Annotated in this window: 14 protein-coding genes; 8 read left to right on the top strand and 6 right to left on the bottom strand. The window is 65.9% G+C overall.

Annotated elements, in window-relative coordinates:
* Positions 1-20: 20 nt before the first annotated feature.
* Complete coding sequence (locus tag ASD72_RS08015; RefSeq protein WP_056879398.1) at positions 21-527, bottom strand: hypothetical protein; 507 nt, start codon at positions 525-527, stop codon at positions 21-23.
* Between the two features lie 188 nt (positions 528-715).
* On the opposite strand from ASD72_RS08015, the gene ASD72_RS08020 reads away from it, so the two are divergent.
* Complete coding sequence (locus ASD72_RS08020) at positions 716-1,624, top strand: helix-turn-helix domain-containing protein (protein WP_081420225.1); 909 nt, start codon at positions 716-718, stop codon at positions 1,622-1,624.
* 64 nt (positions 1,625-1,688) lie between these two features.
* Here the strand turns inward: ASD72_RS08020 and ASD72_RS08025 are convergent, their stop codons facing one another.
* Positions 1,689-2,561: a LysR family transcriptional regulator gene (locus ASD72_RS08025; RefSeq protein WP_056879826.1), complete on the bottom strand. Its 873-nt coding sequence runs from the start codon at positions 2,559-2,561 to the stop codon at positions 1,689-1,691.
* Positions 2,562-2,724: 163 nt separating this feature from the next.
* Between ASD72_RS08025 and ASD72_RS08030 the strand changes: the two genes are divergently transcribed.
* Together ASD72_RS08030 and ASD72_RS08035 are read left to right on the top strand one after the other, a co-directional pair.
* Complete coding sequence (locus ASD72_RS08030; RefSeq protein WP_056879400.1) at positions 2,725-3,633, top strand: alpha/beta hydrolase; 909 nt, start codon at positions 2,725-2,727, stop codon at positions 3,631-3,633.
* 43 nt (positions 3,634-3,676) lie between these two features.
* Positions 3,677-4,711: an aldo/keto reductase gene (locus ASD72_RS08035; protein ID WP_056879401.1), complete on the top strand. Its 1,035-nt coding sequence runs from the start codon at positions 3,677-3,679 to the stop codon at positions 4,709-4,711.
* Positions 4,712-4,790: 79 nt separating this feature from the next.
* On the opposite strand, the gene arsH is transcribed toward ASD72_RS08035, so the two are convergent.
* Genes arsH through ASD72_RS08055 form a run of 4 tightly spaced genes read right to left on the bottom strand, consistent with a single transcriptional unit; the run spans position 4,791 to position 6,971 of the window.
* The gene (arsH, locus tag ASD72_RS08040; protein WP_056879402.1) at positions 4,791-5,489 is read right to left on the bottom strand and encodes an arsenical resistance protein ArsH; all 699 of its coding nucleotides are present in this window, start codon (positions 5,487-5,489) and stop codon (positions 4,791-4,793) included.
* Positions 5,482-6,129 (bottom strand): MIP/aquaporin family protein, encoded by a 648-nt coding sequence (locus ASD72_RS08045; protein ID WP_056879403.1) that lies wholly within the window; start codon positions 6,127-6,129, stop codon positions 5,482-5,484. Before ASD72_RS08045 ends, arsH begins: the two co-directional genes overlap by 8 nt.
* Positions 6,126-6,629 (bottom strand): arsenate reductase ArsC, encoded by a 504-nt coding sequence (locus ASD72_RS08050; RefSeq protein ID WP_056879404.1) that lies wholly within the window; start codon positions 6,627-6,629, stop codon positions 6,126-6,128. The genes ASD72_RS08045 and ASD72_RS08050 overlap by 4 nt, the downstream gene beginning before the upstream one ends.
* 21 nt (positions 6,630-6,650) lie before the next feature.
* On the bottom strand, positions 6,651-6,971 hold the full coding sequence (locus tag ASD72_RS08055; RefSeq protein ID WP_056879405.1) for a metalloregulator ArsR/SmtB family transcription factor: 321 nt from the start codon (positions 6,969-6,971) through the stop codon (positions 6,651-6,653).
* 129 nt (positions 6,972-7,100) lie between these two features.
* On the opposite strand from ASD72_RS08055, the gene ASD72_RS08060 reads away from it, so the two are divergent.
* From ASD72_RS08060 to ASD72_RS08085, 5 genes are all read left to right on the top strand, one after another.
* On the top strand, positions 7,101-7,709 hold the full coding sequence (locus ASD72_RS08060; RefSeq protein ID WP_056879406.1) for a tyrosine-type recombinase/integrase: 609 nt from the start codon (positions 7,101-7,103) through the stop codon (positions 7,707-7,709).
* Positions 7,710-7,869: 160 nt separating this feature from the next.
* Positions 7,870-8,577 carry a response regulator transcription factor gene (locus ASD72_RS08065; protein WP_056879407.1) on the top strand — a complete coding sequence of 236 codons (708 nt, stop codon included), beginning with the start codon at positions 7,870-7,872 and terminating at the stop codon, positions 8,575-8,577.
* A 245-nt stretch (positions 8,578-8,822) separates the two neighbouring features.
* Positions 8,823-18,356: an SdrD B-like domain-containing protein gene (locus ASD72_RS08070; RefSeq protein ID WP_056879408.1), complete on the top strand. Its 9,534-nt coding sequence runs from the start codon at positions 8,823-8,825 to the stop codon at positions 18,354-18,356.
* A gap of 3,518 nt (positions 18,357-21,874) precedes the next feature.
* Positions 21,875-22,894: an OmpA family protein gene (locus tag ASD72_RS08080; RefSeq protein ID WP_056879410.1), complete on the top strand. Its 1,020-nt coding sequence runs from the start codon at positions 21,875-21,877 to the stop codon at positions 22,892-22,894.
* Positions 22,895-22,980: 86 nt separating this feature from the next.
* On the top strand, positions 22,981-24,378 hold the full coding sequence (locus tag ASD72_RS08085) for an ATP-binding protein (protein ID WP_056879411.1): 1,398 nt from the start codon (positions 22,981-22,983) through the stop codon (positions 24,376-24,378).
* Positions 24,379-24,514: the final 136 nt, after the last annotated feature.

A 24,514-nucleotide genomic window follows, 5' to 3' on the forward strand; every position in this document is an offset into this window, starting at 1 on the left:
GAGCTCGCAACAGGCGAAACCTATTCACTGACGGGCAGATGCGAGAGCTGGAAGGACCGCCTCTCCGCGTGTTCCAGAAGCTCGGTCAGCAGTCGGGCAGTAACGACATCACCGTGTGCATCAAGCTTGGCGTGCGCCTCATGCAAGTACTCGATCCATTGCCGACTGTCCTCGATTAGCCCTTTCAGGTCCGGGCCGCGATTTGGATTGGCCAAATTGGAGCTTCCTAACCGTTCAAAGCAGGCGAGATCTGAGGAGCTACATAGCTCGAGGTAGCTCGCTACTTGCGCTCGATCAACGAGTGCCGCGATCTGCCTCCCGACCGCAGCCAGTTGCTCATCAAGGATGCGCTGTGTCCTCACATCACCGGATTGCGCCACATTGGAGATGCACGTAAGTAGGACGAGGTGGAGCGTATAGAGGTCCGCGATGAGCGCATTGATCTCCTTTCCCGGCTCGTCATTAGGGAGGGCGAAATGGCATGGAGCCTCGCTACTCACGGAAGCGTCCTTCGGCGTCCCGGCCATGAAACCCTCGTTAGAACAGTTAGCGATATGCCGTCGAAGTCATTCTTTCCTTCGAGACGGCCTACGTCTTGAATGCCACGGCCATTTTTTGAACGTGACGGCCATGTCATGCTAGATCTGGAACGAGGGAAGAAGATCGCGGCGAGATGCGTTGACTCTGGCTAGCCGGGCACTACCATTCGCGCCCTATGAGCTTGCTTCCCGCTTATCGCCGGCTGCTGAGCCCGTTCCGTTCCGGAATGGAAAAAGTGGCTACGCGACGACTGACAAAAGGACCGCTAGTTGTCACCGAGACGGTTGGCGAAGCCAACTACGGGGTGACGAGTCCGGTCGCGTACGACGACGCGTTCATTGTCCAGATGCGCCTCATGGCCTGCCCAAGGTCAGAGTTTTTCGTTGACGGTGCGCACGTAGACGATATGGAACATGGCGAGAGATCAGTGCGAATCCACGATCTTCGAAGATCGCCCATGGCGGATATCGCAGACCCATTCCACCTTCTCTATTTCTACCTTCCCCGAGCGACGCTTGACGACCTATCTAACGAGCTTGGAATTGGAAGGATCGAGGATCTGACCGCTCAACCTCGTACGGCTGGCGCCGTCGATCCCATAGTCGAGCATATGATGCTCTCGATCTATCCGGCCCTAGAGAATCCGGATGAGATCAATAACGTATTCGCGGAGCACGTCATGCTCGCGCTCTCGGCGCATGTAGCGAGCCACTATGCCCTCGTCGCATCCAGCACAGCTAGGCCAACAGGGCTGCTTTCGGCAGGTCAAGAGAGGAGAGCTAAGGAGATGCTGGACGCCAACCTTACGGGATCCGTCTCTATTACAGATCTGGCACAAGAATGTGGACTATCGGTTCGTCACTTCAGTCGGGCATTCAAGCAATCTACGGGCATGCCACCGCATCGCTACTTACTCAAGCGACGTGTTGAGCAAGCTAAGTCGTTACTAGTCAACAGAGAGCTCAGCATCTCAGAGATTGCGCTCTTCTGCGGTTTTGCTGATCAGAGCCACCTCACTCGCGTGTTTGCTGCCTCGGAAGGCATCGGGCCGGCCGCTTTTCGTCGTGCGTTTGGAAACGAGTAGGCCTACAGCCTCCAGCTCGATTCTCTGAAGCCGCGACTGAGCATGGACATCACCCGGTCTGATACTAGGGACCAGCGAGTAGCTCTGCATCTTGATCGGCTGCCGCCTTCAGCCAGTCCGCAACGGCCCTAAACCTTGCAACTTGCGCGGCATCCTTATGGCTGAGAAGCCAGAGTTCGCGCTTGGACTCGATGCCGTCCTGCAATCTCGTCAGGCCAAGACGGCGGCCAACGACGCACGGCAGCAGCGCGATCCCCAGGCCGCGCTCGCAGGCTCGAGCGAGCATGGCAATGCTGCTGAATCTCAAGAAGCGTTGTGGGCCGATCTTCGCCAGCCACTGCATCTCCGGTAACCAGGACATCTCGGCTGGGAAAGACAGCCAAGTGAGCGACGCCCATTCTTTCCGCGTGGCGCCCGCAAAGGCGGCGGCGCCGTATACCGCGAATCCCAACTCACCCACTTTGCGCATGCGAAGCGCTGCATCGGCACTCGGCCGATTCAGTCGTAACGCCAAGTCTGTTTCCCTGCGGGTGAATGAGTATTCCCGCATGTCACCCAACAGATTGATCTCCAGTCGCGGATGACGCTCCATCAGCGATGGAACGTGCTCAGCTAGCCAGTGGCTGAGGACAACATCGATGCCTGTGATGTTGACCGGCCCGGCGATGTCCTCCTGCTCAGCACGCGCCTCCAAGAACATCGTCTCCACCCGGTCCACGATGCGATCAGCATGCGCCAGAAAAACCCGACCACTCTCGGTCGCCTTGTAGCCCGTCGGGTCACGGATGAACAGGCGCACGCCAAGCGCGTCTTCCGCTGCCGCCAACCGGCGGCTGACGGTGGACGTCACCAGACCCAGATTGCGCGCGGTCTGCGCCATCGATCCGGTCTGGGCCAGCGCCCGAAGCAGTGGAATGTCGTTCCAGTCGAAGTCCATCCGGTCCCCTCCGCGGGCCTGTCGGTAGACGTTGCATTTCTGCATTCATTGTTTGCCCGAATAGCTATTTTCGCAACGCCCAGGCAGGCGTAAAAAGTGCGCCACGGAGCAGGCAGACCACCCCGGTCTACCCCCGCCACTACCCACCACAGGAACCGCAATCATGAAAGCCATTCTTCTTGCTTCCGTCCTGACCGCTGCCGCCGCTTCGGCCCCGGCCTTGGCCAAGGACACCGCCGCCACCGTCAAGACCCAGTACGTCGAAGTCGACGGCAACCGCGTTGCCTACCGCTCCATCGGTACCGGCAGCCCCATCGTGCTGGCCAACCGCATGCGCGGCACGCTGGACACCTGGGACCCGGCCTTCCTGGACACCCTGGCCAAGCACCACACCGTCATCACCTTCGACTACCCCGGCGTGGGCTACTCCACCGGCACGTTGCCGGATGACCTGGGCAAGGTCGCCCAGTTCGTCGACCGCTTTGCCACGTCGATCAAGCTGGGCAAGTTCGCCATGGCCGGCTGGTCCTGGGGTGGGTTCACCACCCAGACACTGTTGCTCGACCAGCCCGAGCGCGTGACCCATGCCGTACTGATCGGCACCAACCCCCCGGGCGCGGGCCAGATCCCGATCCAGCAGGTCTTCATCGAGCGCGCCCTGAAGCCGGTCAACGATCTGGATGACGAGTACGTGCTGTTCTTCGAGCCCAAGTCCGCGTTCAGCCGCGCCGCCGCCAAAGCCTCACGCGATCGCATCTATGCGCGTCCGGACGTGGTCTCGAAGATCCCCAGCCGTGTCGAACAGATCCAGGTCTACCTGACCGCCGCGCAGGCCTTCGGCGAAGACAAGCTGGGCCGCCGCCAGGCGCTGACCCAGACCCGCACGCCGATCCTGGTAATCAGTGGCGATAACGACACGAGCACGGCGGGTCAGAACTGGTTCCCGCTGGTCGGCCAGATGAAGAACGCGCAGTTCGTGTTCTACCCCGAATCCGGCCACGGTCCGCAGCACCAGTATCCGGAACTGTCGGCCGAGTACATCACCGACTTCATCGCCCGCACCTCGAAGTAAATCACCCGGCGGCGCCCAAAAGCGCCGCCTCAGGAGAGCTGTCATGCGTTACCGCATTTTTGGCCACACCGGTCTTCGTGTCTCGACGCTGGCGTTGGGCGCCGGCAACTTCGGCAAAGGCTGGGGGTATGGCGCCGAGCAGGACGAAGCCCAGCGCATCTACGCCACCTACCGCGACGCCGGTGGCAACTTCATCGACACCGCCGACCAGTACCAGTTCGGCCAGTCCGAGACGATGCTGGGCCAGTTCATGGCCGGCCATCGCGACGAGATCGTGTTGGCGTCCAAGTTCTCGCTCGGTGACTCACCGGACGCAGGCCTGCAGCGCAGCGGCAACAGCCGGAAGGCGATGCGGACTTCCGTCGAGGCGAGCCTCAAGCGACTGAAGACGGACTATCTCGATCTGCTGTGGGTACACATGCCCGATGGCATCACGCCGATCGATGAGCTGGCGCGCAGCCTGGATGACCTGATTCGTAGCGGCAAGATCCTGCATGCCGGCCTGTCGGACTTCCCGGCATGGCGCATCGCCACCGCGGCGACCTTGGCCGACGCCAAGGGCTGGGCGCCGGTGTCTGCAGTGCAGTTGGAGTACAGCCTGGTCGAACGCTCGGCCGAGCGCGAGTTGCTGCCGATGGCCAAGGGCTTCAACCTCGGCACGGTGGCGTGGTCGCCGCTGGGCGGCGGTCTGCTGACGGGCAAGTACCGTCGCGGTGAGACCGGCCGAGCTCAAGGCCTGGGTGTGGTCATTCACGGTGAAGACGACGCGCGCAAGACGGCCGTGGTGGACGCGGTGCTGGCCATCGCCGAAGAAGCCGGCGTTGCACCCAGCCATGTCGCCATTGCGTGGGTCTTGGCCAAGGGCGTGCTGCCCATCATCGGACCCCGCACGCACGACCAGCTGACGGACAACCTGAAGGCGTTGGAGTTCGCACTTTCGTCCGAGCAACTGCTGCGCTTGGATCAGGCCAGTGCATTCAAGCTGGGGTTCCCGCACGATGTAGTCGCGGAGACCGCGCCGGCGCTGGCCGGCGGCAAACTCGAAATGATCGACTTCCCGGTGCGCTCGGTTCGTTGATCACGAGTGAATGATGTTCGCTTCCAGCCAGAAGCGGACATGGGCGCCAACCAGGAAGATCAGCGGGCTGCTTCCATACCTAGATGGCGCGGAGGCTGACCCGCTTGGCAAGCTCTTCTGCGCTTTCCTTTCGTTCGCTATAGCGATCGACCAGGTAGGGCGAGACATCCCGCGTCAGTAGCGTGAATTTCACTAGCTCTTCCATGACGTCCACGACGCGGTCATAGAATTCTTCCTCGAACTCGTTGAACGCTTTTGCGACAGAGGATTGGTTGGGGATCGTGATCATGCGCATCCAACGTCCAAGCACACGGAGCTGGTTCACTGCATTGAAGGACTGCGAACCGCCAGAGACTTGCATGACGGCTAGCGTCTTGCCCTGGGTTGGGCGCACGGAGCCTTGAGACAGTGGAATCCAATCGATCTGCGCTTTCATGATGCCGCTCATGGAACCGTGTCGCTCGGGTGAGCTCCAGACCATGCCCTCCGACCACTGCACCAGTTGCCGCAATTCCTGCACCTTCGGGTGCGTGTCGGGCTCTGCATCCGGAAGAGGAAGGCCTGTCGGATCGAAAAGCCGGGTCTCGGCCCCCATCGCCTGAAGTAGTCGGGCCGCCTCCAGCGCGAGCAGCTTGCTGTATGACCTCTTCCTCAGCGATCCGTAAAGCAGAAGTATCCGCGGGGCATGCGTAGCGAGTGCGGCCGGGGATAGGCGGTCAGCCTCCGGCACATGGAACAGCTCGGCCGAGACGTTGGGCAGATCGCTAGGATTAGACATGAGGCTTTCCAAGTAGCTTGTGGATCATTACGCCCAGGGCTGCACCAATGGCCTGCGCCACAACGAAGGCAGGCACGTCACCAGGCGAAATGCCGGCGAAGCTGTCACTGAACATGCGGCCGAAGGCTGCTGCAGGATTTGCGAACGAGGTCGACGAAGTGAACCAATAGGCCGCACCGATGTATGCGGCCACCATCGCGGCCAGTCGGGGTGCTGGTGCACGGAGCACCACCAGCAGCAAGCCCGCTGTTGCAACGATCTCGCCCAGCCATTGGCCCGCGCCGGTCCGCGCCTTCGTGGAGAACTCCAGAATCGGAAGATCGAACATGGCGTTCGCCAACAAAGCACCGCATACCGCACCCGCGAGTTGGACTACGATGTATGGCAGCAACAGATTCCGGGGCAGTTCGCCACGCGCAGCCATGACGGCGCTGACCGCCGGGTTCATGTGCGCACCACTGATCGAACCGAACACCTCAATGAGGACGTAGAGACCGCCGACCGTTGCCAGCGTGTTGGCCAGCAAGGCAACGGCATCGTTTCCGTCCGCGAGGCGCTCGGCCATGATCCCAGAGCCCACCACCGTCACCAGCAGCAGGCCCGAGGCCAAGAACTCGGCGAAGAGGCGCTGGCGGATCATTCAGCGCCGACGCGCCCGATCTCGCCCAGCTTTGCTTGTGCAGCCAAGCGGTCGAGGCTTTGCAGCGGAAGTGATAGCAGCAGCTCGATACGACGGCGCAATGTGGCGAATGCCGCGGTATAAGCTCGACGACGATCTTCTTCATTGCCTGTGGCGGCTACCGGATCGGGCACACCCCAGTGCGCGAGTGCAGGATGACCCAGCCATACGGGGCAGGCCTCTCCAGCCGCGTTGTCGCAAACGGTGATGACGATATCCATCTCGGGTGCGCCTTCCCCGGCGAACTCATCCCAGTTCTTGCTGCGCACTTGGCTGGCGTCATAGCCGATGGCCTCGGCCAGCTCCCGCGCCATCGGCTGAACTTGACCGCTGGGATGACTGCCGGCGCTATAGGCCTTGAACCGGCCGTGGCCCAGCACGTTCAGGATTGCCTCGGCCATGATGCTGCGCGCAGAGTTGCCGGTGCACAGAAACAGTACGTTGTAGGTCTTCTCGGTCATGTCGTATCTCTGGAATGCGGATCAACGGAGCTTCTTCTTGACTGCCGGCATGCAGGACTTCCCGCCGCAGCAGTTCTCCGTTAGGAAGCCAATCAGACCGTTCATACGGTCGTAGTCGGCACGTATCCGGATGACACGTCCTTCCCGCTCGTCAGTAACAAGCCCTGCGGCGCGCAACTGGTTCAGATGTGCCGTAAGCGTGGCAGGCGGCAAATCGAGCTGATCGCGTAGCTCGCCAACGGCCATACCGCCTGGGCCGGCTTGTACAAGTGCGCGATAGGCGGCAAGCCGGTGGCCGTGCGCGAGCGCACGAAGCGCTTGAACGGTCTGGGGCGTATCCATACTTCTATATTTCCGGAATATTAGAAGTATTGCAACCCATCATTGCAGCGAGATGTCAGCTTTGGGTCGTAAGCTGACTACTCTTGCCGGCCCCACACCGACACTGGAGCCTCCTAACAGGAGACTCCCATGCCCTCTCGACGCACGCCGTGGAACAAGGGGAAGCTGGTCGGCCAGAAGACGCCGCTCCGGCTTTGCGACATTTGGTCCATTCGGGTCCGGCTACAGCTTGGCAAGAACGCCCGAGATCTAGCTCTGTTCAATTTGGCCATTGATTCAAAGCTCCGAGGCTGTGACCTCGTCAGCTTGCGACTGCGCGATGTATCCCATGGCTCGGCGATTGCGAAGCGGGCAATCGTGCTGCAGCGGAAAACTGATCGACCGGTGCAGTTTGAGCTAACGGACTTGACCCGAACTTCGGTTGCCGAGTGGGCTCGTCAGGCTCAGATTGTGCCGGGAGCCTACTTGTTTCCAGGTCGAGCCAAGTACGTCGGACATCTATCGACCAGACAGTACGCTCGCATCGTCTCATCATGGGTCACTGCCATTGGTCTCGATCGACACAGCTACGGCACGCACAGCATGCGCAGGACGAAGGCGTCTCTGATATACCGGCGCACGAAAAATCTGCGAGCCGTCCAGATCCTTCTGGGCCATACCAAGCTCGAGAGCACGGTACGGTACCTGGGGATCGAGGTTGAGGATGCTCTGGAGATGGCCGAGCAAACGGAGGCCTAGCCAGCAAACGAGCCCCAAGCGGCCTTCGGGCTCGGACCCCAAGGCCGCTTCCGACCCGGAGCGGACGTGGTGGGTCTGCCATGGGCCGGGAAACCGCGGTGGACGCACACGAGTAACGAAATATACGTTACGCTACGTTAGAGCCGCCGACTCCCCCTTCATGAGCCAACCCGATTCGCTGTCTCCCCGCATCGCCGTTGTCGAAGATGAGGACGAACTGCGGACCCTGATCGTCGGGGAACTGAGTGAGCGGGGCTACGACGCCGTGGGCCTGGCGAGTGCGGAAGCCCTGTACCGCCACATGAGTGTCCAAGCGCTCGATATCGTTGTCCTGGACATCGGCCTTCCCGGAGAAAGCGGGCTGGAGGCGGCGTCGCACCTGCGGCAGCTCGATTCAGTAGGCATCATCCTGCTGACCGGCCGCGGCGGCAGGAAACTCATGGCGAAGAGCCTTGAGATGGGCGCCGATCTTTTCCTCACCAAGCCCATCGACTACGACGTGCTGGCGGTGGCGGTCGCCAATCTCTATCGGCGGCTGGCGCCTTCGATGAACGATGCGCCGCTGGATGAGCACGTCGCGGAGGGTTGGTCGTTGTCCGACGCCGGCTGGACGTTGCATGGACCCGATGCCATGACGCTGGCGCTTAGCGAGGCGGAACGCACGATCCTCGCACGGCTCCTTGAGCAACCTGGCGTACCCGTGTCGAGAGCCGACCTGATCCAGATGCTGACCGATCAACCCTGGGATTTCGATCCCCATCGGCTGGACGTTCTGGTCCATCGCCTCCGCGGCAAGGTCAACAGCAGCTTCTCGCGGCCGCTGCCGCTGCGCGCCGTGCGTGGCGTCGGCTACGTATTCGCACCCTGACGCCTCCCTTCCGTGAGGAACGGTGAGATTCGGTGAGCCGCCGTCATTGATGCCCGTCCCAACGCAATAGAGACTTCGCGCACTTCCGATACCGGCATCGGTACCGGAGCCGCACCGCACGAGCGGTGATGTCTTCTCGCCATCCCGAGGGTCGCCCCCCCGCCACGGTTTCCGCCGCGGCGCGGGCGACGCCGTCCTGATGGCTTGCCGGATTCGATCCGGCCAGGCGGAACAGGGGAAAGTCAGTGAACGAGCAGGATGAGCCGACGTTGATCGGCGGATGCGAGCGCGCGCGCGCGGGTTCGGCAGGGGGGGCGCTGCGGAACCGCAACCGGACGTGGCGCTGGATGACCCTGGCGACATGGCTGCTGGCACCTGCGGCACTGGCGGCCGATCTGCAGATCACGGACCTGTCCGACACGGGCTACGATCCGACACCCGCCGGTGGCGAGGTGGTCTACAACGTCACGGTCGAGAACGGCGCCGCCGATACGGTACCCAGCGCCGTGGTCATCTTCGACCTGCCCGCGGGTACCGTGGCCGGCACGCTGCCGGCATTCTGCAGCGCCGATGCCGGCGTGCCTGCACGCGTGGTGTGCGCCGTGGGCGAACTGGTGGGTACGCAGACCGCGCAGGGCGTGCCGGTCAGCTTCCAACTGGGCGTCGATACGGGCGGCCAGGCGCCGGGCACGGTGACGATCCGGGGCGCCATCGGATTCGGTTCCGCGGTACCGCCGGCCGGCACGCCGATCACGGCGCTCACGCCGGGCGATGCGTTCTTCGCCAGCGACACCAACACCGCCAACAACCAGCGCAACGAAGCCACCACCCTGACGACCGCCGGCGACCTGCGCCTGATCAAGAGCGCCACCCCGGATCCCGTGGTGGGCGGTAGCGAAGTCACCTACACGCTGACCGTCTTCAACGACGGCCCCAGTGCATCCACCAACTTCCGCGTGGTGGACACGCTGCCGGCGGCGACGACGTACGTGGCCAGCAGCTTCAATGGCTCCGGCTGGACCTTCAACAGCGGCACCATGACCGCGACCCACGCCGGCACGCTGGCCGTGGGCTCGAGCAGCAGCTTCACCTTCCGGGCGCGCGTGAACGCCGGCAGCGGCAACATCATCAACGCGGCGACCGTGGACGCCATTGGCACCCCGGATGCGGACCCGAGCAACAACGATGCCGTCGTCACCACCAGCATCACGCCGGGCGCCGACATGGCACTGAGCAAGTCCGCAGCACCCGCGCCCGCGATCGCGGGCCAGTCCGTCACCTTCACCCTGACCGCGCGCAACCTCGGCCCGAGCGTGGCGCAGAACGTCAGTCTCACCGACGCGCTGCCGGCAGGCTTCGTGATCACCGGCGGCACCCAGCCGGGTAGCTGGAACTGCAGCAACGACGACGCCAACGGCACGCGGACGTGCACGCGTGCGGCGGACATGCCGGTCGGCGCGGTGGAAACACTGACCATCGTCGCCACCGTGCCCTCCACGGGCGCCAACAGTAGCGGCGATGTCACCAACACGGCGACGATCACCTCCAGCACGCCGGATCCGAACGGTCCCGTCCTGGGCGTGAACAACAACAATGGCAGCGTCACCTTCACCGTGCTGGCCGATGGTGCCGACCTGTCGATGACCAAGAGCAAATCGCCGGCGCTGGTCGCGGTATGGGATGGCATCAGCCCCGACACCGACAGCCGCATGACCTCGCTGATCCGCGTGCGCAACCTGGGGCCGCGCGCCGCCAGCGGACAGGTGCAGGTGGTCGACGAACTCGCGGCGGGCGAAGAGTTCGTGTCCGCGTCGGGTCCGTGGACCTGCGCGGTCGACAATCCGTACGCCGTGCCGCCCGCGCGGCAGCGCGTGACCTGCGACCTGAATGCCGGTTCGCTTCCGCTGGCGGTGAACAGCAACTCGCCGCAGCTGCAGATCATCAGCCGTGCGCGTGCCGCGGGCGCGCTGACCAATACCGCGTGCACCGGCGGCACCAACGGTTCGCTCGAACCGCTGACGGCCGGCGGCATCGACCAGGATCCTGAAACCGGCAACGACTGCAGCGGCGCCGGCACACGCACCACCGACGAACGCGCCGACCTGCGCATCGCCAAGCAGACCAATGGCCCGGGCGATGCGGACAACGTGCTGACCGCCGCGCAGGACACGGTGACCTATACGCTCACCGTCACCAACGACGGCCCGGACAGCACCACCGGCATCGTGGTGAACGATGCGATCCCGGGTTTCGTCGCCGGCCGCACCACCGTCAGCGCGAATGCGCCTGTGGGCTGGACCTGCACCACCGGGGGGTCGGTCGTGTGCCGTTCCGGCACCACGGCCCTGGCCAATGGCGCCAGCGCCGTCATCGTGCTGACGGTGCAGCGCGCGCTGTTCGACAGTGCCGGGCTGGGTGCGGGCACCTGTGGAGGCGTGCCCACGACCAATGCGTTCTGCAATACCGCCGGGGTCGGCATCGATGCCGCCGTGGCGGGGTCGGTCGGCGAGATCGATGCGACCAACAACAACGCGTCGGACTGGCTGCAGATCGATCGCGTCGCCAACGTGCAGACCACGGCGAAGAGCATCACATCGGGCGCGACCGGCCAGGCCGGCGTCAACACGACCTACGTGATGTCGTTCCGCAACCAGGGGCCGTCGACGGTGCCGGGCGTGGTGTTCCGCGACGTGTTCACGCTGCCCGCCGACGATGCCGGCTTCGTACTGATGTCGGCCACGCGCACCGGGGGTGGCACCGCCGCCTGCACGGCCACGCCCGGTCCCGGCATCGCCACGGCGCCTGCCGCAGGTGGCGTGTCGTATGCCAATCCGGCGGCGGGCACCGCACAGGTCACGCTGACCTGCGTGCCGCTGTCCTTGGCCAATGGCCAGACCGAAAGCCTGACCGTGGTGATCCGTCCGAACGTCAACGTCGGCAACACCGGACGCGTGTTCACCAACGTGGCGGACTTCTTCTTCGACCGCAACAACGACGGCACGCCCGACCCGGCGAGCGGTTCGGATGCCAACGGCAGCTTCGATTTCAATACCGACGCCAGCGCCGGCGACGACCAGCGCAGCGCCAGCCTGCCGTTCAACAGCGGCAGCGTGGACCTGATCACCAACAAGGTGGATACCGGCTTCATCGGCGGCGTGGATCCGTTGGGCTACGACGCCCTGACACCGGCCAACAACGCCATCACGTACCGCGTGACCGTGCGCAACAACGGACCGTCGGTGGCGACGAACGTACGCATCAGCGATACGCTGACGCCGCTCGCCGGCCGTACCGTGCGTTTCCTGGGCGTGTCCTCGTCCACGACGGGACCATTCGTCGATACTGACTGCAGCGTGACCGCGGGCAGCAACCCCACGGTGGGCGCGCCGCTGGTGCTGGATTGCGTGATGCCCGGCATCGGCTTTCCCACCAACCTGCCGGGTGTGGTGGCGTCCGGCCAGACCAGCACGCTGTACCTGCGCTACGCCTACGAGACGCCGCCCGGCGCCTCCGGCGATACGCTGCAGAACTCGGCCACGGCCAGCTCGGCGGAGACTGACACCAACCTCGCTAACAACACCGCGGACCAGGACACGACGATCCGTTCGCGCGCCGACCTGGCCGTCACCAAGACCATGGTCGCGCTGGCACCGGATCCCGATCCCGCCGTGGCGCTGCCGCCGAGCATCGCTTCAGTGTCGCTGCGACAGCCGTTCTACTACGTGATCGGCGGCGTCAACAACGGTCCGGGCGCGAGTCTCTCGCGTGATCGCACCGGTACCAGTCCGCTCAATGGCACCGGCACGGTGGTGACCGACACGCTGCCGGCGAACCTCATCGTCACCGGCCCGATCACCTGGCAGAAAGACGGCCCCGATCCGGGTGGCGACGAGCAACCCGTGGGGACGGGCACCTGCAGCCAGGCGGGCAACACCGTCACTTGCACCCTGGGCGACATGACCGTGACCGGTCGCGTGCGCATCATCGTGCCCGCGCGCTGGGATGCGTATCCCCCCGGCGGTACCAGCAACAACACCGCGACCATCGCGACCGAGCAGGTTGATCCGGTCCCGGGCAACAACACGACCACTGTGCCGCTGGGCGTCACTCGCTCCAGCCTGGCGGGCGTGGCGTTCGAAGATCGTGACCGCGCCGGCGCCAACGGCGGCAGCCATCAGGGCGCCGCCACCGAGCCGGTCATCGCGGGCGTGACCATTACCCTGACCGGCGTCGATGCGTACGGTAACGCCGTCAATCGCAACGAGGTCACGGCGGCCGACGGCAGTTATAGCTTCACCGATCTGTCGCCGGCCGATGCCGCCGGCTACACGCTGACGCAGACGCAGCCTGCCGGTTTCGTCAACAGCCCCGTGGCCCTGCCCACCAGCGGGGGTGCGGAACCTTCGCTGGGCGGCACCTACAGCGCCGGTTCGCCCAACTCGGTCATCGCCGCCATCCCGGTCGGCGCCGACCAGGCCGGCGTGCGTTACGACTTCCCCGAGGTGCGCCGGCCGGCACTGTCGGGCTTCGTCTACATCGACGGCAACTTCAACGATGTCCGCGACGGGGGCGATGCGCCCATCAGCGGTGCCGCGGTCGAGTTGCTGGACGCCGGCAGTGGTGCCGTCGTCGCAACGACCACGACCGACGGCAGCGGTGCCTACAGCTTCGGCAACCTGGATCCGCTGATCGTCTACACGCTGCGCGAAGTGCTGCCGACCGGCAGCTACCAGAATCGTCCGACGGCGGTGAATCCCGGCCAGGTCGGCGGCGCGCCGTGCGCCACGGGCTGTACGCCGGGCACCGGTGTGGCGGGTGATGCCGCCACCACCGACCGCATCAGCGGCATCGACCTGGGAGCGGGTGCCGACGGCACCGTGTTCAACTTCGGCGAAGACGCCGTGGCCGGCATCAGCGGCAGCGTCTACGTCGACCGCAACGGCAACGGCGACTTCGATGCGGGCGATGCCGGCACGACGAACTCGCGACCGAACGGCGGCCTGCAGGGCGTCACCATCACGCTGACCGGCGCGGGCGCCGACGGCATCTTCGGCAACGGCGACGATCCTGCGCCGGTAGTGCTGCAGACCGACGCCACCGGTGCGTATCAATTCACCGGCCTGGTGGTCGGCCAGAACTACCGCGTCACCGAGACCCAGCCCGCGGGCTACGGCAACGGCACCGAGCACCCCACCAACGTCATCGATGTCACCGGGTTGCCCTCCGCTGGCGTTTCCGGCCGCGACTTCGGCGAGACGCTGGGCTCACTGGCGGGCGCGGTGTTCGAGGACTTCTCGACCACACCGGCCAACAACAACAACGGCAGCTTCGATGGTGGCGAGAATCCGATCGCCAACGCCACGGTCACGCTGACCGGCACCGACGTACTCGGCAATCCGGTCAACGTCACCGTGCAAACCGATGCGACTGGCGCGTACGTGTTCCGCGACCTGCTGCCGCCGCAGGCCGGCACCACCTACACCATCACCGAGACGCAGCCGACCGGCTACATCGACGGCCGGCATACGCCGGGCAATGCCGCGACGCCGGGCAATGCGACCACGTCGAACGTCATCGACGGCATCGCCATCAGCGATGGCCAGGCGGCCATCGGGTACCTGTTCGGCGAACTCGCCAACGCCATCATCAGCGGCACGGTCTACCTGGACCGCGACGATGACGGCGGCCAGGATGCGGGCGAGCCCGGCCTTCCGGACGTGACCGTGGTGATCGAGGGTGCGGGCCCGGATGGGTTGTTCGGCACGCCGGACGACCTGCCGCCGGTCACGCTGACAACCGACGCGAGCGGCGGCTACAGCTATGGCGGTGCGATCACCGGCCAGAACTACCGCATCGTCGAGACGCAGCCGACCGGCCTGGCGAACGGCCAGGAAAACCCGACCAACACCATCACCGTCACCAACCTGCCGGCGAGCGGTTCCAGCGGCAACGACTTCGGCGAACGCGCCGCATCGCTGTCGGGCAACGTGTGGCTGGATGCGAACAACAACGGCGTGCGCGATGCGGGCGAGAACGGCATCGCCGGCGTCAGCGTCTCGCTGCCCGCGGGCACCGTGGATGCGCTGGGCAATGCGGTCGTCGCGGTCGTGACCGACGCCAACGGCAACTACCGCTTCGATGACCTGCTGGCCGGCACCTACACCGTCAGCGAACAGGCCGCGCAGCCGGTGGTCGGCGGCGTGACCACGACCAACGGCACCACCGTGGCCGGCACCATCGGCGGCAGTGCCAGCGGCACCGCCACGCCGGTGGCGACCGTGCCCAGTGCGGTGACCGGCATCGTGCTGCCCGCAGGTGGCGCGTCGATCAGCAACAACTTCGGCGAAACGCTCGGCGTGGCGTTGTCGGGTCGCGTCTTCTTCGATGCGAACAACGATGGCCTGCAGTCGGGTGCGGCCGAGACCGGCATCGATGGCGTGACCATCACGCTGACCGGCACCGACGACACCGGTGCGAGCGTCTCGCTCACCACCACCACCGATGCCAACGGCGACTATGCGTTCGAAGGCCTGCGTCCGGGCACCTACACGGTGACCGAACCGACGCAGCCGACCGGTACCAGCAACGGCCAGACCGTCGTCGGCACCATCGGTGGTACGCCGTCGGGCACCGCCACGCCGATCACCACCGTGCCCAGCGCGATCAGCGCGATCAACCTGACCACGCCGGGCGCGAGTTCGATCGGCAACAACTTCGGCGAGATCCCGCTGAACAGTTCGATCGGCGGCCGCGTGTGGCGCGACGGCGACAATGATGGCGTCGTCGATCCGTCGGAAGAGGGCATCGGCAATGTCGTCGTGCGCCTGACCGGCACCGACCTGGCCGGCAACACGATCACGCGCGAAGTGACCACGCAACCGGACGGCAGCTATGCCTTCACCGAGCTGCCGCCCGGCACGTACACCATCACCGAGCCCGAGCAGCCTGCCGGCACGTTGAACGGCATCACCAACGCCGGTACCGGTGGCGGCACTGCGACGCCGCCGACCTCCACCCCGTCCGTCATCAGCGGCATCACCCTGGGCGTGGGCGAGGACGTCACCGGCAACGACTTCGGCGAAGTGCCGGCCGGCGCGATCAGCGGCCGCGTCTACAACGACGGCAACAACAATGGCGCCATCGACACGGGCGAGGGCGGCTACGCGAACGTGCAGGTGGTGCTCACCGGCACCGACGACCTCGGCCAGGCGGTCAACGTCACCGTCACCACCGACGCCGATGGCCGTTACCGCTTCGACGACCTGCGCCCGGGCACGTACACCGTAACCGAACCGACGCAGCCGCCGGAAACGCTCAACGGCATCACCAGCACCGGCACCATCGACGGCACGGCCGTCGGCACCGCCACGCCGGTGACGACCACGCCGTCGGCGATCAGCGGCATCGTGCTGCCGCCGGGTGGAGAGTCGATCGACAACAACTTCGGCGAGATCGGCGATTCCCCCGACCTGGTGGTCAGCAAGACCGCCACGCCGGCGATCTTCACCGTCAACAACACCGCCACCTACACGCTGCGCGTGCGCAACATCGGGCAGCAGCCCAGCGCGGGCGAGTACGTGGTGGAAGACCGCCTGCCGGCCGGCCTGACGCTGGCGGCGACGCCGGTGGGCGCGGGCTGGACCTGCACGGGCGCGCTCGGCGACGACCGCTTCCGCTGTGCGAGCAGCACGGTGATCGGCGCTGGCGTAACCTCGGCCGACACCATCGTGGCGTCGGTGCGCGTCGCGGCGACGGCCGCCACCGGTTCGCCGGTGAACAACGCGGTGATCGTCGAGGGCGGTGGCGAGAACGAGTTCCGCACGCCGACGCCGGACGAACGCGCCGACTTCGAAGGCAACCCGGGCGACCTGCCGGTGTGCGATCCGGCGATCACGCAGAACGCGTGCCGCTTGCCGACGCCGGTGCAGTTGTCTGCCTCGGTCTCGGGCACGGTGTGGTTCGACCAGGGCAGCGACTTCGGCCGCATCGACGGCGGCGACCGCCGCCTGTCCGGCTGGGTCGTCGAAGTCGTCAACGGCAATGGGCAGGTCGTCGGTACGACGACCACCGGCGCCGACGGCTCGTACTCGATCGCCGACCAGGTGCCGGGCATTCCGCTGAGCATCCGCTTCCGCGATCCGGCGACGGGCGTGGTGTGGGGCCTGCCGGTGAGCGGCGAAACGGTCGCCGGCCCGCCGGTGCCGTGCGATGCCGCCAGCGCGATCGCCAATGGCACCGCCAGCTCCTGCCGCAGTAGCGATGGCGGAAGCACGCACCTGTCGGTGGTGCTGGCGCCGGGTGCGAACCTACCGCAGCAGAGCCTGCCGCTGAATCCGGGCGGTGTGGTCTACGACGCGACCACGCGTACGCCGGTTCCCGGCTCGCGCGTCACCCTGACGCCGATCGGCACCTGTGCGGGTTACTCGCCCGAACAGCACGTGCTGAACGCCGCGCTGGGCGGCTACACCGTGCAGGGCACGTCGGTATCCATGACGGTCGGTGCGGAAGGCTTCTACCAGTTCCTGCTGGGGCCGGACGCGCCCGCATCGTGCCGCTTCCAGCTGGCGGTGACGCCGCCGGCCGGCTACACGTTCGAGTCCGGCATGATTCCGGCCGAGACCTCGCCGCTGACGCCGCCGTCCACGCCGGGCGAAGGCTATCCGGTGCAGACGAACGCGACCGCGCCGACCGGTCCGGTCGGGACGTCGACGACGTATTACCTGGAACTGACGCTGGGTTCGGGCGTCGCCGTGCCGGTGCACAACCACATCCCGCTGGATCCGCAGATCGCGCCGGGCCTGGTCATCACCAAGACCGGCGACCGCAAGACGGTGGAAGTCGGCGACAGCCTGGTCTACACCATCACCATCCGCCAGACCGCGGGTGCATCGATGGGCACGGTCAACGTGATCGACCGCCTGCCGCACGGCTTCACCTTCATCGATGGCACAGCGCGCGTCGACAACGCCGGCATCGCCAATCCGCTCGGCAAGCCGGGCCCGACGCTGGTGTTCGACGTCGGACCACTCGCGGTCGGCCAGCAGAAGGTGCTGACGTACCGCGTGCGCGTGGGCGTCGGCAGCCAGCAGGGCGACGGCATCAACCGCGCGCGCGCCTGGGGCTGCTCGATCGACGGCGGCTGTGTCGATCCGACCACGCTGACGCCGTATCCGAACGGCGGCGTGGTGCCGTCCAATCCGGCCGAGTACCGCGTGATCATCAGTGGTGGCGTGTTCGCCGATGAAGGCTGCGTGCTGGGCAAGATCTTCGTGGACTGCAACGTCAACCACGTGCAGGACAAGGAAGAACTGGGCATCCCCGGCGTGCGCATGTACTTCGAGGACGGCACCTGGATGGTCAGCGACGTGGAAGGCAAGTACAGCTACTGCGGCCTGCCGCCGAAGAGCCACACGCTGAAGGTCGATCCGTCGACCCTGCCCGTGGGTTCGCGCCTGACCACAAGCAGCAACCGCAACCTGGGTGATGCGGACAGCCTGTTCATCGATCTCAAGAACGGCGAGCTGCATCGCGCCGACTTCATCGAAGGCAGCTGCTCCAACCCGGTGATCGAACAGGTGAAGGCGCGCCGCACGCAGGGCGAGATCCGCGCGCCCGAGACCGAGCGCAACCAGCAGCCGCTGCGCTTCGAGAGCAAGCCGGCGCGTGCGCCGCAGCAGGGCACCGATTCGGCCAACCAGCGGCCGATCGTCGATCCCAGACCCACGACGAGCGGGCCGACGACCACGGACGGCGCACGCAACGGGGAGGTGCAGCCATGAGCCGCTTCGCCCCGCGTCCGTCGACTTCCCTAGAATCCCGTGCCATGCGTGTTTCGCGTCCTTCGTTGCATCCCCTCGCGCTGGCGCTGGCCCTGGCAGTGACACCGGCGTTGGTGCACGCGCAGGCCGTGTCCGGTGACCGTCGCTTCACGCCGGCACTTGGCCAGGCCACGCCGCTGTACCCGCAATCTCCGGAATCGCAGCGCACCGCGCCGCAACCGTTGTACGCGCAGCCCGGCAACGTCGACTACAGCGTCAACGTCGGCGTGGACCGCGTCGTCGTCGAGGTCGACCGCGACGGCGTGCCGGCCGATGGCCAGTCGCCGGTCAAGGTGGTCGTTCAGTTGTTCGGTGCCGACGGCAAGCCGATGGCAGGCGAGTCGTTCGCCACCATCGAGCACAGCGGCGGCCGCATCAAGCTGGCCGACGGTCGCACGGACGAGTTCGGTCCGGGCCGGCTGGACGCCGATGAAGTCACGCCCGGTATCCAGTTGCCGGTGCGCGACGGGCGCGCCGAGTTCGAGTTGCTGGCACCGCACGATCCGCAGGATGTGCTGTTGCGCGTGACCTCGGGGAGCCACAGCGCGGAAGGCGTCATCGGTTTCGTGCCGGAAATGCGCGAGCTGATCGCGACCGGTCTGATCGAAGGCGTCATCAACTTCCGTCGCAAGGGCGACAGTCTGATCAACGGCACGCAGCAAGGCGACGGGTTCGAGCGCGAGATCCGCCGCTGGGAGAAGCAGTTCAACAACGGCAAGGCCAACGGCGCGGCGCGCGCGGCGTTCTTCGTCAAGGGCACGATCAAGGGCGAGTACCTGCTGACTGCCGCCTACGACTCGGACAAGGAAGTGCGCGCGCGCCTGCTGCGCGACATCCAGCCGGAGGAGTTCTACCCGGTGTACGGCGATGCGTCGTTGCGCGGCTTCGATGCGCGCTCGGCCGAGCGCCTGTACGTGCGCGTGGACAAGGACCGCAGNACCGGAGGAGTTCTACCCGGTGTACGGCGATGCGTCGTTGCGCGGCTTCGATGCGCGCTCGGCCGAGCGCCTGTACGTGCGCGTGGACAAGGACCGCAGCTACCTGCTGTACGGCGATTTCCAGACCGGCGACAACATCGCCACGCAGACCGGCGTGGATTTCGGTACGCAGGCGGGCCAGCGCGTGCTGGGCACCTACAACCGCACCGCGACCGGCCTGGGCTGGCACTTCGAGAATGCGCGCGTGCGCGGCAACGTATTCGCCATCGAGGATTCGCTGCGCCAAGTGATCGAGGAACTGCCGGCCGCCGGTAGCGGCCCTTACGGCCTGCGCAACAACGCGGTGCTGGAAGGCAGCGAGCGCGTGGAAGTGGTCGTGCGTGACCGCAACCAGCCCTCGCGCATCGTCTCGGTGCGTCCGCTCGGCCGTCTGGTCGACTACAGCTTCGAGCCGTTCTCCGGCCGCATCCTGCTCAACAGCTTCCTGCCCTCGTTCGACAGCGATCTCAACCCGGTGTCGTTGCGCATCACCTACGAACTGGACCAGGGCACCGAGAAGTTCCTGGTGGTGGGCGCCGATGCGCAACTTCGCGTCGGCGAGAAGGGCGAGATCGGCGGTTCCTATGTGGACGACCGCAATCCCTTCGCCGCCTTCGAGATGGGAAGTGCCAACGTCGGCTACACGTTGGGCGTCAACACGTGGCTGGTGGCCGAAGCCGCGCGCACGCGCAGCGAAGTGAACACCAACTCGGTCAACCAGTACGGCACCCCCGCGCTGCAGGGCCTCAGCGGACTGGTGGAAGGCAACGCGTGGCGGGTGGAACTTGGACACGCCAGCAAGGACGTGGACCTGAAGCTGTTCGCCGGCCAGTCCGATCCCGCGTTCAACAACCCGGCGTCGCCGCTGTACGGCGGTCGTGGCGAGTACAGTGTGACCACGCACTGGCGCCTGACCGATCGTTTCGAACTGTACGCGGAAGGCCTGCGCAGCGAGGACCGCAATCCCGATGGTGGCGAGCGCGACGCCGCCAGCGCGGGCACTCGGGTGAAGGTCACCGACAAGCTGACGCTGGACTTCGGTTACCGGGCCATTCGCGAGACCGTCGGCGCGTACTACACCTGGGCGACCAGCAGCGGCTACGGCAACATCGGCGGGCTGTCGGGTGGCTACGCCACCGGCTCCGGCGGCGGTGCGCTCGGATATGGCCAGCAGCCACTGGATCCGCTGACCGGCCTGCCGATCATCAGCAGCGGCAATCCCAACGACGTGAGCAGCGGCCTGCCGGTGGGCACCGAACTGTCGTCGGACATGCTGCGCATCGGTGCCGGTTATCGCGCCAGCGACCGCTTCAGCATCGGCGGTGAAGTCGAGCAGGACATCCACGGCGAAGACCGAAATCGACTGGCGCTCGGCGTGGACTACCAATTGCGCGAACGCAGCCGCCTGTATGGCCGCTACGAGAAGCAGACCGGCATCAGCGGCGTGAACGGCCTGACCCAGGATGGACGCGAGGCCGACACCGTGGCGCTGGGCGTGGATACCAGCTTCATCAAGGACACGCAGCTGTTCTCGGAGTACCGCCTGCGCGACGCCATCGCCGGCCGCGATATCCAGGCCGCTTCGGGCATGCGCAACCGCTGGGACCTGCGCGAAGGCCTGCGCCTGGACACCACGCTGGAGCACACCAACGTCATCTCCGGCAGCATCGGTGATTCCACCGGCATCGGCTTCGCGCTGGACTACAGCGCCAATCCGCTGTGGCGCGGCAACGTACGGCTGGAACACCGCATCTCCGACGACGTCGCCGGCACGCCGACCAACGAGGCCTACAACACCACGCTGCTGCAGTTCCTGGCCGCGCGCAAGCTGAGCCGCGACTGGACGCTGCTGGCACGCAACTACCTGTTGCGTACGGAGTACGACGCGCGCGGCGACGTGCTGCAGGACCGTTTCCAGATCGGTGCGGCCTACCGCGACACCGACACCAACCGTGTCAACGCGCTGGCCCGCTACGAGTACAAGCTGGAGAAGGACGAAAGCGGCATGGACGGCACCGGCTTCGGCTCGGATACCGGCCAGGACATCCGCAGCAGCGCGCACATCGTTTCGGCGCATGCCGACTGGCACCCGTCGCGGCCGTGGTGGCTGACCGGCCGCGTGGCGGCGAAGTGGCAGCAGGACAGCTTCTTCTACGCCGACACCGGTCGCGTCGACGACGATTTCAATGCCGTGCTGCTGTCCGGCCGCATCGTCTACGACATCACCGAGAACTGGGACATCGGCGTGCTGGGTTCGACCTTCCGTGGCCAGGACGGCGCCAACCAGTACGCGTTCGGCGTGGAAGTCGGCCGCCTGCTGCGGCAGAACCTGTGGCTGTCGGTGGGCTACAACGGTACCGGCTTCCGCGGCGACGACGACCTGACCGGTTACGAGTACACGCAGCAGGGCGCATTCGTCCGCCTGCGCTTCAAGTTCGACGAAGACCTCTTCCGCAGGGAAGACGCCCGCTACCGCGATCCGGTGCGCTGAGGATTACCGACATGACCCACACCAAGACCTCCCTCCTGTTCGCCGCCGTGCTGGCCGGCCTCGCCTCCGCCGCCGGTGCGCAGCAGACCCAGCTGACGCCGTCGCGTGATCGCATCACCGACGAGGCGAACCACGCCGACCTGTCCGGCTACGAGCACACCCAGGGCCGCATCAAGGCGCTTAACGATGCCGGCCGCCCCGTGCGCGACTACCACCTGTCCAAGGCGCAGTGCTGGCTGGACGTGTCCTTCCATGAGTACTCGCGCAACGACCGCAGCGCCTTCCCGCAGGAAGCGCTGACCGAGTCCGAGAAGCTGATCGTGGGCATGGAGCAGGGCGTCACGCCGTTGCCGACCGACACCCCGCTGGTGAACGGCGCCGCACGCGTGCGCGAGGACCTGTGGAAGCGCCTTCGCGTGATCCACGGTACGCCGGGTTTCGCCTGCGCACAGAAGGCCGTGGCCTGCGGCGAGGTGGAGCTGGTGCACGCCGGCAACGAGTTCAACCAGCAGCAGTGGCGCCACGCCAAGCCTTACATCCAGATCGCCGAGGACTGGGTCGGCGACGCCGAAGCCTTGGCGCGTCAATGCGGCGCCGCGCCCGACGCACCTGCCGTGGTGCCCGCGGGGACCGCGCTGACCGTCAACGTGCTGTTCGAATTCGACCGCTCCGGTCGCGACGACATCCGGGTCTACTCGCTGTGGAGTCTGGACCGCGAGCTGGCCCGCCTGCCCAAGGAAGGACTGACGCTGACAGGCGTGGAACTGGTGGGCCACGCGGACCGTCTGCAGGGGCGTGGATTCGACTACAACCAGGAGCTCTCCGAACGGCGTGCCCAGACCGTGCAGGCATTGCTCATGGAGCGCGGCATCGATCCGGCCATGATCGCGTACACCTTCAAGGGTGACGTGGAGCAGGTCCAGCAGTGCGACGGTGTGAAGCCCCAGGCGGCCCTGCGCGAATGCCTGATCCCCAATCGCCGCGTCGAAGTGCGGTTGCTCGTCCAGTCCGACCGGGTCGACTCACAGTAGCGCCTATACTTCATTCGTCTTCGTGGATGGAGGGAGTGGAGTGATGGGGAACCTGCGCGTCATTCGGTCGTCCGGAGAGCGGACTTATGAGTGAGGGCGAAATCCTCGTCACCCGCGAGAGGCAGGGCGGACCGGCAGCGAGTCTGGCCCGCCTGTGGCGCGTGCCAATGGCCTGGTGGCGCGATGCCCCCATCGCCGATCCGGTCGACAGGCGCAATGCGCCGATGCTGCAGCTGATCTCGTTGCTGCTGGCGGTGCTGCCTGCGCTCGCGTGGGCCTATCGCGCCTTTGCGGTCGATATCCCGTGGCGGCCGGGCGAGCTGACCAGCATGGCGCTGAGCCTGTCGGTGTGCGCCAGCGCTGCTCTCAGCTTCGCGCTGATCCGGCATGGCCGCTTCGCGTGGGCCTCGCGGTTGCTGCTGGTCGTGTTCGCCGCCTCGGTGGTGCCCGCCTACCTGACCACCGGGTTCGGTGCGCAACGCTTCGAACAGCCCGTGCTGGTCATCTGGATGGCGATCGCGGCGCTGGTGGTGGGCAGGGGGGCGCTGTGGCTGATGTTTGCCTGCATCGTGGCGGCGTTCTTCCTGGGCATCTCCGTGGATGTATCCCGCAAGGGCGATGCCGCCGCGCTGTACGGCGACGCCGGTTTCAGTGCCGCCATGTTCCTGATGATCGCCATCGTGCTCGACCGCAGTTCGGCCACGTTGCGCCAGAGCCTGAACGACGCCACGGCGCGTGGCAACCAGCTCGCGGCGGCGAACCAGCGGCTGCAGCAGGAGATCAATGAGCGCGAGCTCGCGCAGGAGCAACTCATCCACGCCCGCAAGGTCGAGGCGGTGGGTCGACTGGCGGGGGGCGTGGCGCACGATTTCGGCAACATCATGGCCGTGATCAGCGGTTACGCGCGCAAGGGCCTCAGGGCGGGCGAGGTCGAAGACGGCAGGAGATCGTTCGAAGGCATCGAGGCGGCCGCGCGCCGGGCGACGCTGCTGACGCACAAGCTGATGACGTTCGCGCGCCAGGACGACTACGCGGAAGAGACGTTCGATGCCGCCGGCGCCCTGGTGGATATCCAAACCATGCTGCGCCAGTTGCTCAAGCCCGAGGTGGAGCTGCGTTTCGCCCTGGGCGATGTTCCGTCAACGATCCGGATGGACCGGGATCGGTTCGAGCTGATGGTGCTCAACATCGCAGCCAACGCCGATCATGCGATGCCCCACGGCGGCGTCTTCTCCATTGGCGTCGCGCAGGCTGACGACGGGGGCAGCGTACTGGAGTTCGCCGATTCCGGCACCGGTATGGGGGAGGAGGTGCTTGCACGCATTTTCGATCCCTTCTTCACCACGAAACCGGCGGGCGAAGGCACCGGTCTTGGCCTGCCCGTCATCCGTGACCTGGTGACGCGGGCGGGCGGCACCATAAGCGCAACCAGCCAGTTGGGCGCTGGCACGACGCTCAAGGTGGCGTTGCCTGCTCCCGCATGAATCTGCGTATGACCGGATGCCTCGCCCGAGTGGGAGATGCTCACGGCCGTTGTCAGCTACTGGCCGCTGGCTGCCGCGGTTGCGACATCCCGTCCGGTCGCAGGTCAATGGTTGGATCGCGATACAAAACGGATCT

Origin of the sequence: Pseudoxanthomonas sp. Root630 (genome assembly GCF_001427585.1) — a bacterium.
Taxonomy (GTDB): Bacteria; Pseudomonadota; Gammaproteobacteria; order Xanthomonadales; family Xanthomonadaceae; genus Pseudoxanthomonas_A.

Excerpts from the sequence above, each read along its gene's own strand:
- ASD72_RS08015 (WP_056879398.1), bottom strand. The coding sequence starts at position 527 with ATGGCCGGGACGCCGAAGGACGCTTCCGTGAGTAGCGAGGCTCCATGC.
- ASD72_RS08020 (WP_081420225.1), top strand. The coding sequence starts at position 716 with ATGAGCTTGCTTCCCGCTTATCGCCGGCTGCTGAGCCCGTTCCGTTCC.
- ASD72_RS08025 (WP_056879826.1), bottom strand. The coding sequence starts at position 2,561 with ATGGACTTCGACTGGAACGACATTCCACTGCTTCGGGCGCTGGCCCAG.
- ASD72_RS08030 (WP_056879400.1), top strand. The coding sequence starts at position 2,725 with ATGAAAGCCATTCTTCTTGCTTCCGTCCTGACCGCTGCCGCCGCTTCG.
- ASD72_RS08035 (WP_056879401.1), top strand. The coding sequence starts at position 3,677 with ATGCGTTACCGCATTTTTGGCCACACCGGTCTTCGTGTCTCGACGCTG.
- arsH (WP_056879402.1), bottom strand. The coding sequence starts at position 5,489 with ATGTCTAATCCTAGCGATCTGCCCAACGTCTCGGCCGAGCTGTTCCAT.
- ASD72_RS08045 (WP_056879403.1), bottom strand. The coding sequence starts at position 6,129 with ATGATCCGCCAGCGCCTCTTCGCCGAGTTCTTGGCCTCGGGCCTGCTG.
- ASD72_RS08050 (WP_056879404.1), bottom strand. The coding sequence starts at position 6,629 with ATGACCGAGAAGACCTACAACGTACTGTTTCTGTGCACCGGCAACTCT.
- ASD72_RS08055 (WP_056879405.1), bottom strand. The coding sequence starts at position 6,971 with ATGGATACGCCCCAGACCGTTCAAGCGCTTCGTGCGCTCGCGCACGGC.
- ASD72_RS08060 (WP_056879406.1), top strand. The coding sequence starts at position 7,101 with ATGCCCTCTCGACGCACGCCGTGGAACAAGGGGAAGCTGGTCGGCCAG.
- ASD72_RS08065 (WP_056879407.1), top strand. The coding sequence starts at position 7,870 with ATGAGCCAACCCGATTCGCTGTCTCCCCGCATCGCCGTTGTCGAAGAT.
- ASD72_RS08080 (WP_056879410.1), top strand. The coding sequence starts at position 21,875 with ATGACCCACACCAAGACCTCCCTCCTGTTCGCCGCCGTGCTGGCCGGC.
- ASD72_RS08085 (WP_056879411.1), top strand. The coding sequence starts at position 22,981 with ATGAGTGAGGGCGAAATCCTCGTCACCCGCGAGAGGCAGGGCGGACCG.